Source organism: Xanthomonas sp. MLO165 (assembly GCF_018831305.1).
GTDB lineage: Bacteria > Pseudomonadota > Gammaproteobacteria > Xanthomonadales > Xanthomonadaceae > Xanthomonas > Xanthomonas arboricola.
Genome location: NZ_CP029263.1, coordinates 2,363,064 through 2,379,145 on the forward strand (window position 1 = coordinate 2,363,064; position 16,082 = coordinate 2,379,145).

The window sequence follows — 16,082 nt, forward strand, 5'->3', positions numbered from 1 at the left end:
CTCCGGATAACACGGTGATGCGCCGATGCATCGAACCATGTGCTTGCGAGATTGTTTAACGGCGCTACCGGTAAACTCTAAAACATGAACGGACAGTTGCTATTCAGAGAAAAATGTCCTGCATAGGACTTCACGATTTAATCCATAGCCAAAACAGATTAAAAAGCGCCTTATCAGGCTCGACTGCAAGGAAATGTCAGAGCGAACGCGACAATAAGTCGTCACGAATCTCCGGGGGCGGCAATCCTAAATGCGATGACTATCGCAGGTAATCAGGAAATGCGTCGAAGATGTCGGTAAATTGCCCACACGGTGTAGCGGATTCGACTGTAAGTTAGCAGCTCTAACGGACTCGTCTGTATCAGGCCTGATCGGATGAGTTTTATCGCAGTGACATCGAAGTTATATTAAATTTTCTGCTGCAGAACGAATATATCCACCGCATTTATATTGACCAAAATCGAGCGAACCCTGCCATTGTGCCCAATTCCCCGCTTTTCCTGCATGAAATGCGCAAAGGGACATGCTCGAAGAAACGCTGGATATTCAGTGCGCCGAATGAAACGTCGAGACAGGCACGTCCTCGCTTCAGGCCATCAAGCTGAATGCTGGGAGAATATTCAAGCCGATCTTTTTGGGGGAAGAACCAACATTCGGCGTTCCCCTACAGCCGATTCCTCTGATTCTGTTCTTATCGGCGCCGCTGCGTGCGCCACGCAAGGTGCGACATCGGTGTCATCGCTGCATGGCCGAGCCTGTTCAGGCCGCAGCGGTCTGTCGGGAGTGCGCCGCTGGCGCTGCGCTAGCGTCTGCATAAATTGTTCAAGTTGCCGCGCCGCCAAATTTGGGCATCACAGCTATGCTCGAGCCCGATGAGTACCCACTGCACCGAAAGAATGTCCACGGAAGGCACCGACCAGGGCCTGCCGTACCGCGTGGTCGCTCGACAGCTCGGGCATCGGCGCATCGTGTTGGAGACCTTGCAGGTCTGTGGGCATCCCGTACCGCTGCCGGCCGCGCCCACCTTCGGCTCGCTGCAGACCGCGCTGGAGATCGGCACCAGGCTGGCCGAGCAATACATCGGTCAGTTGATCGTCAAGCAGGCCGGTGGGCGGCCGGGGCTGGCGGCTGGCCCGGCGCCGCTTTAGCGGGGCCCGATCGGTTTCGACGTGCTGCCGTCGGCAGCCGCATTCGCGCCGGCAGAATGCGCTGCGGTTGTCGAACCCCGCCGCAGGCTCACTGGGCCCTGGCTTTGGCCAGTGCCGCCTTGGCGCGTGTGCCGGCGGCCGCACCGACGCGCTTGTCCAGCACCTGGGCCAGTTCGTGCAGCTGCGCCTCGGTCACGCCGATGTTCAAGCCGATCTTCAAATGCGATTGCAGTTGCGCCTCCACGCCTTCCAGGGCGGCGAGCACGCTGATCGTGGCCAGTTCACGGCTCACCCAATCCAGGTTGTCGCGGGCAAAGATGTCGCCGAACAGATGCGTCTTGAGGTACTGATCGATTGCCGGCGCAAACGCAAACAACGGCCCGGTCACCGGCGCACCGGCCAGACGGGTCTGGTTGGCGGTGCCCAGCGCCAGCAGCGCATCGCCGCTCGGTACCGGGCCGGGCTCGTGTCCCGGCGCATCGGCGATGCCGCGCTGCTTGCGTGCATCGACGACCTGCATCAGCGCGGCCAGTGCATTGAGGCTGCGCGGAAACCCGGCATATGCATACAGCTGGACCAGTACCTCCTTGCAGTCGCTGATGCTCAAGCCAGCATCGAGGCCCGCCTCCAATGCGGTGTTCAAGCGGTCGATATCGCCGGTGGCCGCAAACGCGGCAATCGGCGCAATGGCCTGCTGCCTGGGCGACAAGGTGGCGTGTGTCGTCATGGACGTGATCTCCGAAGGATGTGCTGCCGCGGGGGAGGGGGCAACAGAGAGCAGGGCAACTGCGCCCAACAACAGCGCAGCCATGGAGGGGAGCGCGCGGCGCAGCGCGCTCGCGCATGGCATCGCATCTCTCCACCGATCTAGGGGCAAGGCAACGCGAATCCAAGCATCCACTGCCGCATCCACTGCCGGACCGTACGATGCAGATGGCGCCCCAGCTGCGCGCAGACCTTGTCGAATCGAACGCACCACGCTTGCGTTCTTCATCGCCGTCTCCTTGCCGTACATGCCGGCAACGAGCATGACGCAGATGCAACGCCGCTCCATCCATCCAACTTGCATGGTCCTATGAATGGCGCTCATCACTGCGAACGCGCATTGGAATTCAAGCCATCCTGGATGCGTACTGCTGTGCGATCGAAAACGCAGTTGGTGCCGGAGAAGTTTTTCCGCGCCAGCCGATTGCTAAGGTTTTCATCTGTCTGTTCCTCCGGTGGATGGAGCCCAGCGTAGAGAGCGTCCTGGAGCACGCACATCTTTCTATGAAATAGGGTCATGGCAGCGGTCCAGCGGTCGCTCGGCAGGATGAGTGGTTTGGGGTCCCGATGCTTGTCCGTGCAGCCCATCGCGCAGAGAAGACCCAGCATCACCGCGCTCATCACGTGGCAGCTGGCAGCATCGGGGCACGTTTCACCAACGCGCCCAATGAGTCCGCCATGAATTCAACTGCCATGCCCGCCCGATCCTGGGCCATCCATCCGTTCCATGCAGCCGTGCTCGGCGGTGTGTGGCCGCTGTTTCTCGGTGCCTTGCTGAGCGACTACGCTTACTGGAGCAGTCATCAGATCCAGTGGGCCAACTTTGCTGCGTGGCTGCTGATCGGCGCGATGGTATTGACCACCATCGCCTTGCTGTGCGCGATCGTCGGCTTCGTTCGCGGAAGCCGCAACCTGATCTATGTGATTGCGCTCGGTGCCGCATGGATTGTCGGCTTCTTCGACGCCCTGCATCATGCACGCGATGCCTGGGCCATCATGCCGGCGGCACTGGTGTTTTCTGCGATTGCGACCGCATTCGCGCTCGTTGCAACCTGGTCGGGGCTATCCAGCCTGCGCGTGGGAGGTGCCCGATGAAGCGTCATGCCGTTACCGTCCTGTCGGTTTCCATTCTCGCCGCCGCACTCGCTTCCTGCGGCAAGGCGCCCGAGCTCAAACAACACGGCGCCAGTCCCGAGCTGCCTGCGCCGGATCGCGGCCTGCTGCCCGACATGACCATCGCCGAGCCGGCAGCCTGGGGCGAGCGCAAGCCCACCGTGCCCGCGGGTTACCGCATCACTGCAATCGCCACCGGTCTGGGCATCCCACGCCAGACGCTGGTGTTGCCCAATGGCGACATCCTGGTCGCCGAAGGCCGCGGCGGCAATGCACCCAACCTCAAGCCCAAGGACGTGATTGCCGGTGCGATCAAGGCCAAGGGCAACACCTCGGTCAAGAGCGGCAACCGGCTGACGCTGTTGCGCGATGCCGATGGCGACGGCACCTATGAACTGAAGACCGTGTTTGCCGACAAGCTCAATGCGCCGTATGGCCTGGCGCTGATCGGCAACGCGCTGTACGTGGCAAATCAGGACGCGCTGGTGCGTTTTGATTATCAGCAAGGGCAGACCAAGGCCAGCGCTGCACCCAGCAAGGTCACCGACTTGCCGTCGGCCATCAACCATCACTGGACCAAGGCCCTGACCGCCAGTGCCGATGGACGCTATCTGTATGTCGCGATCGGCTCCAACAGCAACATCACCGAGCGCGGCATGATTGCCGAAGTCGACCGCGCCCAGGTCTGGCAGGTGGATCCGGCAACCGGCGCCCACAAGAGCTATGCCACCGGGCTGCGCAATCCCACGGCATTGGCGATCCAGCCCGGCAGTGGCGCACTGTGGGCGGTGGTCAACGAGCGCGACGAGATCGGCCCGAATCTGGTGCCCGACTACCTCACCTCGGTACGTGAAGGCGGCTTCTACGGCTGGCCCTACAGCTACTGGGGCAAGAACGTGGACACGCGGGTCATGCCGCAGGATCCGCAGAAGGTCGCATCGGCCATCGTGCCCGATTACGCGCTGGGCTCGCATGTGGCCGCACTCGGTGTCGCGTTTTCGGCGGCCACGATGGGAACGCAGTTTGCCGACGGTGTGTTCGTCGGTGAGCACGGCAGCTGGAATCGCGACCCGCCGGTGGGCTACAAGGTGGTGTTCGTGCCGTTCCGCGATGGCCGCCCGGCGGGCGACCCGATCGACTTCGTCTCCGGTTTCCATGGCGACGATGGCCTGACCCGCGGCCGCCCGGTCGGCGTCACGCTCGATCCACGTGGTGCATTGATCGTCGCGGACGACCTGGCCAATACGATCTGGCGAGTGACGCCGGATGCGGCGCCCGTCGCGCCGCAAGCGGCTGCACAGTAAGCCTGCCTGTCTACCCGGTTCTGCAAAGAACCGGGCAGTATTTGATGCTACCTGCACCGGGCTGCGGGGCAGGGCTACCTGTAGGCCTTATCGGGAACAACCCAACTTTTCAGAGGCGCAGGTCTTCAAGGCACGAGCCTCTGTTGGCCGTCTATCAGCATCGCGATTGATCGGCCTCGAATGCAACTGTCAGGGATGTGCGTCGATGAATACCGAGCGCCGCACTGTCTTGGCGGACCAGCACAAGGGATAGGCATCGCCGTCCAGTTGACATACAGTGCCGGCCCCGCGTCGACCTGGACGACGCAGGCATCAGGGCAAGGGACCTCTAGTGAGCCAATCGGCTAGACGCAATCACCAAGGCAAGAACAGACGGACCACGCTCTGCCGATCACCCGAGGCTTGTTGTTGATGTTGTTCAGATGTTCGGTAGTTGTTGTCGTGGCGCTCTTCGCTTCACCTCTTATCGCAGCGGAGTTGGTCGGCCGGGCAACCGTGACCGATGGCGACACCATCACTGTCGCGCAGAAACGTATCCGCCTGTGGGGTATCGATGCACCGGAAAGCGCGCAGCAATGCACCAGCAACGCTGGCAGCGCATGGCCTTGCGGCCGACGTTCGGCTGCCGCACTGGATGGCTACCTGCTCGACAAGACGGTTCGCTGCCAACCCAAGGACACCGATCGCTATGGACGGATCGTGGCCGAGTGCTATGTGCAGGGGCAGTCGGTCAACCGCTGGATGGTGCAATCCGGTTGGGCGGTGGCCTACCGCGAGTACGCCACCGCGTTCGTTGCCGACGAGCGCAACGCGCAGCAACAACGGCGTAACCTCTGGGCCGGCAGCTTTCAGATGCCTGCTGATTACCGACGCGGCAAGCGCACGCAATCGGCACAGCGGGCTCAGGCCGCAGTGCAGACGCAAACGCCTGCGCACTGCGCCATCAAGGGCAATATTTCCAGCAAGGGCAGCAAGATCTTCCATATGCCCGGGCAACGCGATTACACGCGGACCAGCATCTCACCTGCCAAGGGCGAGCGTTTTTTCTGCACAAGCCAGGAAGCGATCAATGCAGGCTGGCGACGCGCGGCGCGCTGATGGCTGGCAAGGTGTGCGATCCAGCGTCGAGCAGCTGATCGCGACGCCTGTCGATCCTGCTGGGGTGTTTTGGTCAACCAACCCAGCGCGGCGCAATCACCACACCTGAAACATGCACATGCGCCGCAAGGTGTGAGCTGCGTGCTGACCGTCACGCCAAGAGCGGCTGACAAAACATAGCCAACGTTCGTCGGTGCTATGGACGAGGGACTCTGAACCCCAAGCGTAGGAGTGATGCCGATTCCGAGCACCGGGCGCGCCCGCCTGACGGCCGCGCAGTAGTTCTGTTGGCCGCTCTAATGCCCGACAAAAGCCTCGATATTCTGCACCAAGCTGCGGCGTGTGTAGGGCTTGCTTAAAAACGTCGTCCGGCTGGGTAACCCATTGGGGGAATGCCCCAGACCCGATGTCAGGATCGCCGGCAGATTGTTGCCATCCGCGCGCAGATACGAAATCAGGCCGTATCCATCCAATAGCCCCGGCATCTGCAGATCGGTAAAAACCAGCGCAATCGCCGGGTGCTTATCGATATGCTCCAGCGCGCCCTGCGCATCGGTTGCGGTGACGACCGCATAACCGCTCTCGGTCAGCAGCAGCGTGGCCAACTCGAGCGTGTCAGCATCGTCCTCGACGACAAGAATCAGTTTTTCGTTTGTAGAGCCCATAAAGCAGGTTTTCTGAGGATGCATGCATCACACTACGTTTCCCACGCGAAAAACACGTGATCGATTTGAGAACCATGAACAGCACGCAGGACTTTCCCGACCATCGCTACCGACAGGTCGTCGAGCTGTCGCTGGATTCCATCAAGGAAATTGCCTTGGACGGACGCGTCAGGTTCGTCAACGCGCATGGTCTGGCGCGTGTGGCGTTTGTCGATGCCGCCTCTGTGGTGGGTCTGCCCTGGGTGTCGTTATGGCCGAAGCGATTCAGGCCGCGCGTGCGGCAGGCGCTCGCTGCTGCCGAGCGCGGCGAGTCGCAGCAGTTCGAAACCGAATGTACGAATGCAGACGGGCAGCTCCAGAGCTGGTTGGTGTCGACAAGCCCGCTGCGTAACGCGGATGGCCGGATCGAGGGGGTGCTGGCGGTCAATCGCGACATCACCGAACGCCGGCAGTCGCAACTGGCACTACGCACGCTCAACCAGACGCTGCAGGCCCGCACCGAGTCTGCAATCCATCACGTTGAGCCTGCTGCAGCGGCGACGCACGACCAAGTACGTGCAGAGGCGCATTCTCCAAGCATCGAGGTCGAGCTGGATATTGCACGTGCCGCGCAGCGCCTGGCCAAGCGCGTGGCCGAGCGAGCGCAGGAGGGTGAGGCTGTGGGGCAACTGTTGGCCGGTGTCGTTCACGACCTGAACAACGTGCTGCAAACTGCGGGCGCTGCCATCGATGTGGTTCAGTCGCGCGGCGCCCTTGGCGAAGCGGATCAGAAGATTTTGCGCATGGCAGAGACCGCTCTGCAGCAGGGCTCGGTCATGGCGCAACGCCTGCTGGGCTTCGCGCGCAAGCATCCTTATGCTCCCGAACGCGTCGAGCTCAATGCGCTAGTCGCGCGCCTGCTGCCCCTGCTTCAACAGGCGGCAGGCGCTGCGGTATCGGTCGAGTGGGAGACCACGACTTGCGACAGTGCCGTACTGGCGGATCCACACACGCTGGAACGGGCCTTGTTGAACCTGGTGATCAATGCGCGCGATGTCTGCGCGGTGCGTGGCAGGGTCTGCATCACGGTGGCGACGCGGACGCTAGCAGATGTGGATGCTGCCGGTCGTCGCGCCGGCGATTATGTCACCCTCTCTGTCCAGGACAATGGCAGCGGCATTGCACCGGAGATCCGCGATCAGCTGTTCGACGCCTACTTCACCACCAAACCGGCAGGCAAGGGCACCGGGCTGGGCTTGGCACAAGTGGATGGGGCGGTCAGGCAGGCCGACGGCTATATTGAAGTGCAGTCGATGCCAGGGCAGGGCGCCTGTTTCACGCTTGGCTTCCCGGCGGCGGAGCCGACTGGTTGCTGACATCAGCGGTGACGGCGACGCCTAGATACTCTCGAGAATACCTAGCGGCGTTACGGTGCATCTGCCCATCCATTGTCTGGCATAGTGGTGCGCGGCAAGTTGCGTGTCGAATCGCATCTCGCGCCTGTGCCCATACAAGGTGATCCCATCGTCGAACGACACCAGAATCTCCGGGAAGAAGACGCCGTCCAACGGAACCGTATGTGCAGTCAATCGATAACGACCAATCTGCCGGAACATCGTGGAGTCCATCATGACCTCGGTAGCGGTAATGGCCGGCTTGAAGCGATTGCATTAAGCCGAGGAGCAATTGCACCCTGATCGCTATGTTTTCGATTTGCAAGCAGCGCGGATAATGATCTGCAGGTAGCCTGGAATCGGAAGAGCACAATCGCGGTGGTTTATGCACAGCCCGCTTATGCAAATAAATGCGGGCTCCAAAGTCGCGATTGCTTGTCGCGCCGAAACGATTGAGCAACGGCAGTGGCGGGGTTATCTGCGATGTTTCCGCGGGGCGTTCGTCTCCAGCACCGGCCATCACTACGTGTGCTTGTTGCTGGACACATCTGACGATGTACCCGATGGCTAGACCTGACGCTCCAGTACCGGCTCGCCAGCCAGGACGGCCATTTCCAGGCGGGCCAGGTGATCGCTGAATCCGCCGCTCGCGCGGGCAATACGGCGAGCGCTGGTATTGACGACCGGCTTGACCAGGCGGGCAATCTGCATGCCTGCGCGCTCCAGCGCCGAAACCAGCGCCACGTCTTCGCTGCACTTGAGCGCAGAAAACCCACCGGCGGTCACGTACGCAGCCACACTCATGCCGAGATTGGCGCCATGCACATGCGGATGCCCGTCGCGGCGGATTTCCTTGGCCAGGAAGGCCTGCCGTGTTTCGGGACGGAAATCGTGCCAGTCGGTCACCTCCACCACGCCGCAGAACACATCCGCCGCGCAATCGAGCTGCGCCGAAAGCCAGTCCGGCGGCACGCAGGTGTCGGCATCGGTAAACGCAAGCCAGCGTGCCCCGCGCGCAATCGCGGCCGATGCCGCCGCTGCACGGGCAATGCCGACACCGCCTGCGGTAGTGACGGTTCTTGCGCCGTGCGCGCGTGCAATTGCGCCGGTGCCGTCACTGCAGCGGTCGAGCGCGACATGGATTTCCACGCGCTCTCCCGCCAAATGCGGGTGCGCGGCTGCCACCAGAATGGACTGCAGGCACTTGCCGATCAGATCCGCTTCGTTATGCGCCGGAATGGTGACCGCGATCATCGCAGCTGCTCCTGTTGCGCAATCGACGGCCCGGACATCCAGGCCTGCAACACGAAGTCCGCATCCTGGTAACAGCACAGCGTGTCCATCGCCAATGCCTGGTTCAGCGCGCTGTGGACCTGCTCGGCGCTGCGCAACGCGCCATCGAAGTCGTGCCGCCAGTGACATGCCACAAGGCAGCCGTTGGCGGTGAGCGAGCGGGCGAACAACGCCACGGTTTTTTCGAAAGCTGCGGCGTCCAGGTAATACCCCACCTCACTGAAGACGATCAGGTCGAACAGCTCTTCCGGCCAGTCCGACGGATGCGCGGCCTGCTGCAGCGTGACCGCAGGCAGTGCCTGCAGCCGCACGCTCGCCAGCTCGACCGCCTGCTGCGACAGATCCGTCGCCAGCAGCGTGTCACAGCGCTGCGCCAGCTGCGCGGTCAGCTCGCCATTGGAACAGCCAAATTCCCAGCCACGCGCGAACCTCGGATAGGGCAGGGCACCGAGCAGGATGTCGCGCTTGCGCTGCTCGTACCAGCGCGAGCGATAACCGAACGGGTCTGCATCGGCGTACATCTGCTCAAAGTGCTCAACGCTCAGCGCGGTCATCGGATGAAGACCTCGAACGGCCGCGCAAAGCGCTCCAGCACCGGCGGCGGCAGAATCGGCTCTGCAACGGGTGGCGTGCAGTGGCCCAACTGGGTGGCAAAGCACGCAATGGCGCGCTGCTTGGCACTCAGCACTGCGGGCGATAGATCGAAGCGCACGGCAGCGCCATCGGCAAATACCCCATCTTCCGGACGCGACCAATGCCACGCCCATACCGGATATTGCAGACGCCGCGCCGACTGCGCCTTGCACGCGGCATGGGTCGCACGCGATGCGGCTTCATGATCCGGATGGCCATCGCGCTCCCAGGTCACCAGCACGGTGTCATGCGCAGTGATCAGATCGCCGAGGACCTGTGCCATGCGCGCTTCGCATGCCGCCAGCGCGCCATCGCCCAGTGCGAGGTGGGTCGATGCGCCAGGCAATACACCCAACTGCTGCACGGCGGCATCCAGTTCAAGGCGCCGCGCCGGGCCCAGCACCTGCGGCTGCCAGCCGGGTTCGTCGGGGTAGGCCTGCTCCCCATCGGTCAGCGCGACGATCATTACCGGTACGCCTGCGGCACGCGCAGCGGCTATCAACCCGCCACATCCAAGCACCTCGTCGTCCGGGTGCGGTGCCACCACCACCAGGCGCTGGCTACCTTGCATCAGTTGCGACAGCGTGACGCGTGGCAGCTCGCTCAGGTACGGCGCGGAGCGCCATGCTGTTTCCGGCGTGCCTGTGCCCTCGATGGGCTGCCCGGCTAGATCTTCCAAGGCGATGTCTCCTGTTGGCATAACTCGCCCAGCGCCTGCAGGTCGCGTTCTGCGTGATGCTGCCGAATGAACACCGACAGGTCGGCGCAACGCTGCGCATGTGCGCGGTTGCCGCACAGCGGGCCTGGCCCCAACGCACGCGCAACCCGATCCAGCGTGTCGCGCGCCACCGCTTCGACCACGCTGCGTACCTGCAGGACGCCACGCAGATGTGCCTGTTCCGGCTGCGCGTCGATGCGCGTTGCCAGCTGACGCAACAACGCAGCTGCAGATGCCAGGCCTGTATCGATGGCGCCCAGATGCGCGGCGGCATGCGGATCCTTGCTCACACGCGCAGAGGCACGCAGCACATCGGCAACCGCAACGGTGGCGCCGAACCAGCACGCGGCGATGCCGGCACCGCCGTGCCAGAATCCAGGTCGGGTCAAGTACGCATCACCTGCGCCAATCTGCCGCGCTGGCGTATCGGAGAAGCGAACATTGGCCGTCTCGATGCCTTGCATGCCGACTGCCTGCCACGCACTGCTGTCGATCTGAATGCCGGGCTGATCCAGCGCCACGGCAAACAGGCAACTGGCGCCTGCATGGCGCGTCGTCACCAGCGCATGCGTCACTTGGGCGGCACCCGAACACCATGCCTTGGTGCCGTTAAGCACTTGTCCGGAAAAACGCATATCCGAGCCAGGCGGCTCGGCCGCCCACACCGCCCAACGCTGGGTCGGCGTGATGAGGTCCACACCCAGATCGGCACAGATGGCTTGCGCGTCGTAATGCGCTTCCAGGAACTTGGCCGCGCACAGGTCGTCTGCCGCGATATCGGCAAGCGTCTGCCAGCGCCCCAGGGTGCGACCACGCCCGGGAAGTGGCAGCGTCGGATGTATGTGTAGCCACTTGTCCGCAATCGACTGCTTGAGTCCGTCGGTGCGGGCTGAGCCCGTGTGCGATGCAAAGGCAAGGGTGTGCGATGAAATACGTGCGCTCATCGGGCCACGCTAAGCAGCGCAAGGTGCAAGGGGTGTGACGCGTGACAACGGTTCTCGACGTGAGAAGCGAACAGAAGCGCAAGGAAATCACTGCAACTTGCTGCGCAAATCGATATTCAGAAGGCAACCGCGGCCCTGCCGCAGCCCGACGACGCGAGCGCATTCTCGGATCTGGATGGCGCTGCGCCCACCGCCGATTGGACGGTGCATGCCGGCGCGTCGATCCTGGTGCGGCCCGACGGCCGCATCGCCTTCTGCAGCCATGCCGATGCGCCGGAACGTCTGCACGTGGATTGCAGGCATGTCTTCGGCCAGGCGACAGAGGACGCTGCAAGTTACGCCTGCCGTGATCGGTTTCTCCCACCGCACGATGGCGCTGCGCAGGCGGGCACACCGGGAACGCTGCTCCCGCTTTGCTAGGATGCGCGCACATGCTATCCAGGAGGCCAAGCGCATGACGCCCACAGTGTTTCCCGAGCCCGAGCTGTTCCTGCCGCAGCGTGGCGAGCCAGCGTTGCGGTGGGGAGTGCTGGGGCCTGGAGCGATCGCCTCGGCGTTCGTGAGCGCGCTGCGCCGCCATACCGGGCAACGACCATTCGCAGTGGCCTCGCGCACGCGTGCGCGTGCCGAGGCCTTTGCGAGCACCTGGGCGATGCAGCGCGCCTATGACAGCTACGAGGCGCTGGTCGAAGACCACGATGTCGACATCGTCTATATCGCCACCCCGCACAGCGAACATCTGCAGCAGGGCTTGCTGGCGCTGCGCGCGGGCAAACATGTGTTGATCGAAAAGCCCATGACCACCTGCGCCGACGATGCACGCGTGCTGGTGCAGGAGGCGCGGCAGCGCGGTCTGTTCCTGATGGAAGCCATGTGGAGCCGCTACCTGCCGCATACCTCGGTGCTGCGGAAACTGCTGGCCGATGGCGCGTTGGGCGAGCTTCGCCATGTGTTCGCCGATCTGAGCCAACGCGGCCCTGACGATGCGACGCACCGCCAGCGCAATCCTGCGCTCGGCGGCGGCGCGCTGCTGGACCTGGGCGTGTATGCGGTGCAGTTCTCTTCGATGATCCTGGGCGCACCGACCGCGATCACGACCACCGGCGCGCTGACCGACACCGGCGTGGATGCCTTCTCGACCATGGTGCTGTCGCACGGCGGCACCGCGCAATCCACGCTGATCAGTTCCATCGTGGCCCGCAGCAGTTCCACCGCCTATGTCACCGGCAGCCAGGGCCGCATCGACCTTGCCGGCGAGTTCCACAACCCGACAGCGCTGAGCCTGGTCGGCAGCGACCACGCCGGCACGCCCGCAGTGTGGATGGATCCGACCGGAATCAGCGGCTACGGGGGCCTGTCGTGGCAAGCGACAGCCGCGGCGCGTTACATCGGGGAAGGGCGCAAGGAATCTCCACTCCATCCGCTGGATGAAGTGATCCAGATCATGACCACCCTGGATGCGGCGCGGGCACAGCTGGGGTAGCGGGCGGGGCGTCTGCAGCAGCCAAGGCGCGCTGGCAGAAGCGGCGTACGATCATGCACCCTGTTCACCGCCGCATTGCCAATGCAGCAGGTATTGCAGCTGATGCGAGCCCGCCTGTCTGCCAAGTTGCGCAGGCGAGCGACGATCAACGCGTAGCGTGCCGCAATGCGGTTTTTCACTAACAGGAAGGGATCGACGCTCTTCAAGCGCCGCCCGACGCGCAGGGCCGGCCGCAGCAAAAACAAAGCCCCGCGTCTGCGGGGCCTTGTGGTGATCTATGTGCTCGATGCGCGATGGACGCGCTTCGGCACTGCCAGGCGCGTTGTGTTGGCCGCGCTTAGGGCAGATCGCATTTGATTTTCGCGTCGACATAATAGGGCTTTGGGACGTCCGGGTTCTTGCTGGTCCTCTCGAACACCACCTCGAACGAATCCAGATCCACGGTACCGTTGCGCGACTTGCAGGCGTCCTGCAATTTCTGCTTTACCGCCGCGATACCCGCGTCGCGATTGGCGCCATCGGCGCTATTGGTCAGATTGGCGGTCTCGGCAAATGCAGGCGAACTCAGACCCAGCAGGCAACCGACAGCCATAAGCGTGTGCAGCTTCTTCATACAGTCTCCTTTGCGATGTCTATGATCTTCCGGGGGCATGGACGACAACGGCGATCGATATTCAGCGCAACAGAGCGCCGCGTGCGGTCCAGCCCGGCGCAGCATAGGCCGGGCGGGTTAAGGCCTCGTGCACGTGCCGTACCTGCGGTAATGGAGCGCTTTGGCGCATGGGTCGGTTGCAGATGCGCTCAGCGCTCAAACGCAAACGGCCCGGACGAGCCGGGCCGTTTGCGATGCCGCAGATCAGAACTCCTGCCAGTCGCTTGCATCGTGCGAGGTGCCTGCAGCCACTGCGCGTTTCGCTGCAGGTGCCTGGCGTGGCAAGCTTTTGACGGCGGCGGGCCGGCCGGCAATCTCGCTGAGCTTGGCCGCAACCGGCGGTGCCGGCCGCGTGGTGCGCGTGCTGCCCTCGCTGATCTTGAACACCGATACCGCCTGCGTCAGCTGCACGGCCTGCTCTTCCATCGAGCGTGCGGCGGCGGTGGCTTCTTCCACCAGTGCGGCGTTCTGCTGCGTGGTTTCGTCCATCTGCGTCACGGTGGTATTGACCTGCTCGATACCGGCCGACTGTTCCTGCGACGCCGCGGAAATCTCGCCCATGATGTCGGTCACGCGCTGCACGCTGGCTACGATCTCGGCCATCGTGGCGCCTGCGGTATGCACCAAGGTCGAGCCTTCGGCGACCCGCTCGACCGAATCGTCGATCAGGCTCTTGATCTCCTTCGCCGCAGCGGTGGAGCGCTGGGCCAGGGTGCGGACTTCCGATGCCACCACCGCAAAGCCGCGGCCCTGTTCGCCGGCACGTGCCGCTTCCACCGCCGCATTCAAGGCCAGGATGTTGGTCTGGAACGAGATCCCGTCGATGACGGAGATGATGTCGGCAATCTTCTTGGACGAGGCCTCGATACCGGCCATGGTGCCCACCACCTTGCTCACGATCTCGCCGCCCTGCGATGCCACGCCTGCCGCACCGATCGCCAGTTGATTGGCCTGACGGGCGTGTTCGGCATTCTGGCGCACGGTGGAGGTCAGCTCTTCCATCGACGCGGCGGTTTCTTCCAGATTGGCGGCCTGCTGTTCGGTACGCTGCGACAGGTCCTGATTGCCTGCAGCGATTTCGCTGGCGGCAGAATTGATCGACACGGCCGAGTGCTGGATACGGCCGACAATCTCGGCCAACTGCGCGGCAGTGGCGTTGGCATCATCACGCATCTGCGCGAACACGCCCTTGAAGTCGCCGGTCATCCGCGCGGTGAGGTCGCCTGCGGCGATGGACTGCAGCAGCGACGACAGCGATTGCAGGTTGCCGTCGGCAGTGGCCATCAACTGGTTGAGGCTATCGACCATCACATGGAAGTCGTACTGGAAACGCTCGGCATCGCCGCGTGCGCTGAAGTCGCCGTTGGCTGCGGATTGCGCCAGCTGCTTGATCTCGCGGTTCATCGCAGACAGGTTGGCCTTTACCTCGTCCATGGTCTGCGTCAGCACCGCCTTCTCGCCGGGCAGGCGGTCCATGCTCTCGCTGAGGTCGCCGATGGCGTAGCGCCCCATGATGCGTGCCAGGTTGGTCTGCACCGCCAGATGCGACGCCACCAGCGTATTGGTGTCCTTGGCCATGCGGCCGTAGTCGCCAGGAAACGCCGCGGCATCGATGCGGAAACTGGTCTGGCCATCATCGTGGCGCCTGGCCATGTCGCTCTGCGCGTCGAGCAAGGATTGCAACTGCTTTTGCATGCCACGCATGGCACGCAACAGGCGGCCGGTTTCATCCTTGGCGTCGCTTTCCACGTCGTTGTCCAGCTGGCCGTTGGCAATCGCCTCTGCGGCGTTGGTGGCGCGTGCAAGCGGCTGGGTCAGGCTGCGGGTGATGAGCCAGGCGAGCAGGCTGCTGATCACCACCACGGCAATGCCACCGAAGATGATCAGCAGCTTGCCGCGATTCATCGACGCCACCGCATCGGCATAGGCTTGCTGGCTCTGGCCTTCCTGACGGGTCACCAGTTCGCGGATCTTGTCCTGCCACGCCATCGTCGCCGGGCGTGCCTTTTCGCTGAGCAAGGCTTGCGCAGGCGCGTTGTCGTTTTGAGCGGCAAGCGCCATGACCTGGTCGTTGATCTTGCCCGAGATGGCGCGTCGCGCGTCCATCTCGGCGCGAATCTTGCGACCTTCCTCGGAGCTGGGCAGCGTATCGAGCTTGGCCCGCAGGTCGTTGTAGCGCTGGCGCTGCGCCTTGATGGTGGCCAGCGCTTCGTTGTTGAGTTCGTCGCTGGTGGCCATGGCATAGGTGCCCAGCGCGATCAGGATCGATGAGTTGGCATCCAGCATGCCGTTGCCGATCTGGATCTTGGCCATGCGGTCAAGCACGATGAAATCGAATTGCTGTCGTGCTTTGGCCATGGTGACCAGGCCGGTTGCCACCAGCAGGCTCGACAACAGAATCAGGATGCCGAAGGCGACGCCGAGACGGCGCCCGACGTTATAGCGTTGCAAATAGGCGGTCATGCGGGTCGTCCTGATGTCCAGTAGGTGGCACCGGCGGCAGGTCGCGTGATGTTCGCGTGAATGCCTCGGCAACGTGATAACGACGCAAGAATCGGAAACTTGAACCAATCATCTCGGCTCGTATTTAGCGTGCGTTTTTATTCACGCCGGTCAGGAAAAAACCGACTGGTAGCGCGACGACGTCAGCACGATACTGAAGACGCTGCTCGCATCCGCGCAGCTCTTGATGTCTGCTCTGTGCCGATTGACAGGCAGCCGCTGCATGAATGACTCATCTGATCATTCCGTCGTCGGCGGCGCGCGATGCAGCGTCCAGCGCAAGCGTTGCTGGCGCGATGCGCATCGATCTGCCGCTGCGTCGCCTGGCCGGCATCTTGTGTCTGCAGGCAGTGTCGGCAAAGGCGAACTCGCAAGGACGTCGGCAACGTTG

16 protein-coding genes are annotated in these 16,082 nt (G+C 63.1%); 6 read left to right on the forward strand and 10 right to left on the reverse strand.

What is annotated here, in order from left to right; translation table 11 throughout:
* Nucleotides 1-872: 872 nt before the first annotated feature.
* Nucleotides 873-1,148 carry a hypothetical protein gene (locus DGN21_RS10115; RefSeq protein WP_024940668.1) on the forward strand — a complete coding sequence of 92 codons (276 nt, stop codon included), beginning with the start codon at nt 873-875 and terminating at the stop codon, nt 1,146-1,148.
* 88 nt (nt 1,149-1,236) lie between these two features.
* Here DGN21_RS10115 and DGN21_RS10120 read toward each other — a convergent pair whose 3' ends face one another.
* Both DGN21_RS10120 and DGN21_RS10125 read right to left on the reverse strand, forming a co-directional pair.
* Nucleotides 1,237-1,875, reverse strand: coding sequence for a carboxymuconolactone decarboxylase family protein (locus DGN21_RS10120; protein WP_102581659.1), 639 nt, complete (start codon nt 1,873-1,875; stop codon nt 1,237-1,239).
* Nucleotides 1,876-2,237: 362 nt separating this feature from the next.
* Nucleotides 2,238-2,534, reverse strand: a complete 297-nt coding sequence (locus DGN21_RS10125) for a hypothetical protein (protein WP_126966734.1) — start codon at nt 2,532-2,534, stop codon at nt 2,238-2,240.
* Nucleotides 2,535-2,591: 57 nt separating this feature from the next.
* Here DGN21_RS10125 and DGN21_RS10130 point away from each other — a divergent pair, with 57 nt between their 5' ends.
* The 3 genes from DGN21_RS10130 to DGN21_RS10140 all read left to right on the forward strand — a co-directional run bounded on the left by DGN21_RS10130 (nt 2,592) and on the right by DGN21_RS10140 (nt 5,428).
* Nucleotides 2,592-3,008 carry a hypothetical protein gene (locus tag DGN21_RS10130; protein ID WP_046345946.1) on the forward strand — a complete coding sequence of 139 codons (417 nt, stop codon included), beginning with the start codon at nt 2,592-2,594 and terminating at the stop codon, nt 3,006-3,008.
* A complete protein-coding gene (locus DGN21_RS10135) occupies nt 3,005-4,330 on the forward strand; it encodes a sorbosone dehydrogenase family protein (protein WP_102256753.1) in 1,326 nt (441 codons plus the stop codon). Before DGN21_RS10130 ends, DGN21_RS10135 begins: the two co-directional genes overlap by 4 nt.
* A gap of 411 nt (nt 4,331-4,741) precedes the next feature.
* The gene (locus DGN21_RS10140; RefSeq protein WP_102256752.1) at nt 4,742-5,428 is read left to right on the forward strand and encodes a thermonuclease family protein; all 687 of its coding nucleotides are present in this window, start codon (nt 4,742-4,744) and stop codon (nt 5,426-5,428) included.
* A gap of 296 nt (nt 5,429-5,724) precedes the next feature.
* Here the strand turns inward: DGN21_RS10140 and DGN21_RS10145 are convergent, their stop codons facing one another.
* Nucleotides 5,725-6,093: a response regulator gene (locus DGN21_RS10145; protein ID WP_024940662.1), complete on the reverse strand. Its 369-nt coding sequence runs from the start codon at nt 6,091-6,093 to the stop codon at nt 5,725-5,727.
* Nucleotides 6,094-6,167: 74 nt separating this feature from the next.
* Here DGN21_RS10145 and DGN21_RS10150 point away from each other — a divergent pair, with 74 nt between their 5' ends.
* Entirely contained in the window at nt 6,168-7,448 is a 1,281-nt protein-coding gene (locus DGN21_RS10150) for a PAS domain-containing sensor histidine kinase (RefSeq protein WP_126966735.1), read from the forward strand.
* Between the two features lie 585 nt (nt 7,449-8,033).
* Here DGN21_RS10150 and DGN21_RS10155 read toward each other — a convergent pair.
* The 5 genes from DGN21_RS10155 to DGN21_RS10175 all read right to left on the reverse strand — a co-directional run bounded on the left by DGN21_RS10155 (nt 8,034) and on the right by DGN21_RS10175 (nt 11,357).
* Complete coding sequence (locus DGN21_RS10155) at nt 8,034-8,720, reverse strand: glycosyltransferase family 2 protein (RefSeq protein WP_102252124.1); 687 nt, start codon at nt 8,718-8,720, stop codon at nt 8,034-8,036.
* Entirely contained in the window at nt 8,717-9,313 is a 597-nt protein-coding gene (locus DGN21_RS10160) for a class I SAM-dependent methyltransferase (protein ID WP_126966736.1), read from the reverse strand. The genes DGN21_RS10155 and DGN21_RS10160 overlap by 4 nt, the downstream gene beginning before the upstream one ends.
* A complete protein-coding gene (locus DGN21_RS10165) occupies nt 9,310-10,071 on the reverse strand; it encodes a PIG-L deacetylase family protein (RefSeq protein WP_126966737.1) in 762 nt (253 codons plus the stop codon). Before DGN21_RS10165 ends, DGN21_RS10160 begins: the two co-directional genes overlap by 4 nt.
* Complete coding sequence (locus tag DGN21_RS10170; RefSeq protein WP_184429139.1) at nt 10,059-11,054, reverse strand: acyl-CoA dehydrogenase family protein; 996 nt, start codon at nt 11,052-11,054, stop codon at nt 10,059-10,061. The genes DGN21_RS10165 and DGN21_RS10170 overlap by 13 nt, the downstream gene beginning before the upstream one ends.
* Nucleotides 11,055-11,141: 87 nt before the next feature.
* A complete protein-coding gene (locus DGN21_RS10175; protein ID WP_024939951.1) occupies nt 11,142-11,357 on the reverse strand; it encodes a hypothetical protein in 216 nt (71 codons plus the stop codon).
* Nucleotides 11,358-11,508: 151 nt separating this feature from the next.
* Between DGN21_RS10175 and DGN21_RS10180 the strand changes: the two genes are divergently transcribed.
* On the forward strand, nt 11,509-12,537 hold the full coding sequence (locus DGN21_RS10180; RefSeq protein ID WP_126966738.1) for a Gfo/Idh/MocA family oxidoreductase: 1,029 nt from the start codon (nt 11,509-11,511) through the stop codon (nt 12,535-12,537).
* A 337-nt stretch (nt 12,538-12,874) separates the two neighbouring features.
* Here DGN21_RS10180 and DGN21_RS10185 read toward each other — a convergent pair whose 3' ends face one another.
* On the reverse strand, nt 12,875-13,150 hold the full coding sequence (locus DGN21_RS10185) for a hypothetical protein (protein ID WP_126966739.1): 276 nt from the start codon (nt 13,148-13,150) through the stop codon (nt 12,875-12,877).
* 243 nt (nt 13,151-13,393) lie between these two features.
* Complete coding sequence (locus DGN21_RS10190) at nt 13,394-15,652, reverse strand: methyl-accepting chemotaxis protein (RefSeq protein ID WP_102256747.1); 2,259 nt, start codon at nt 15,650-15,652, stop codon at nt 13,394-13,396.
* Nucleotides 15,653-16,082 lie beyond the last annotated feature (430 nt).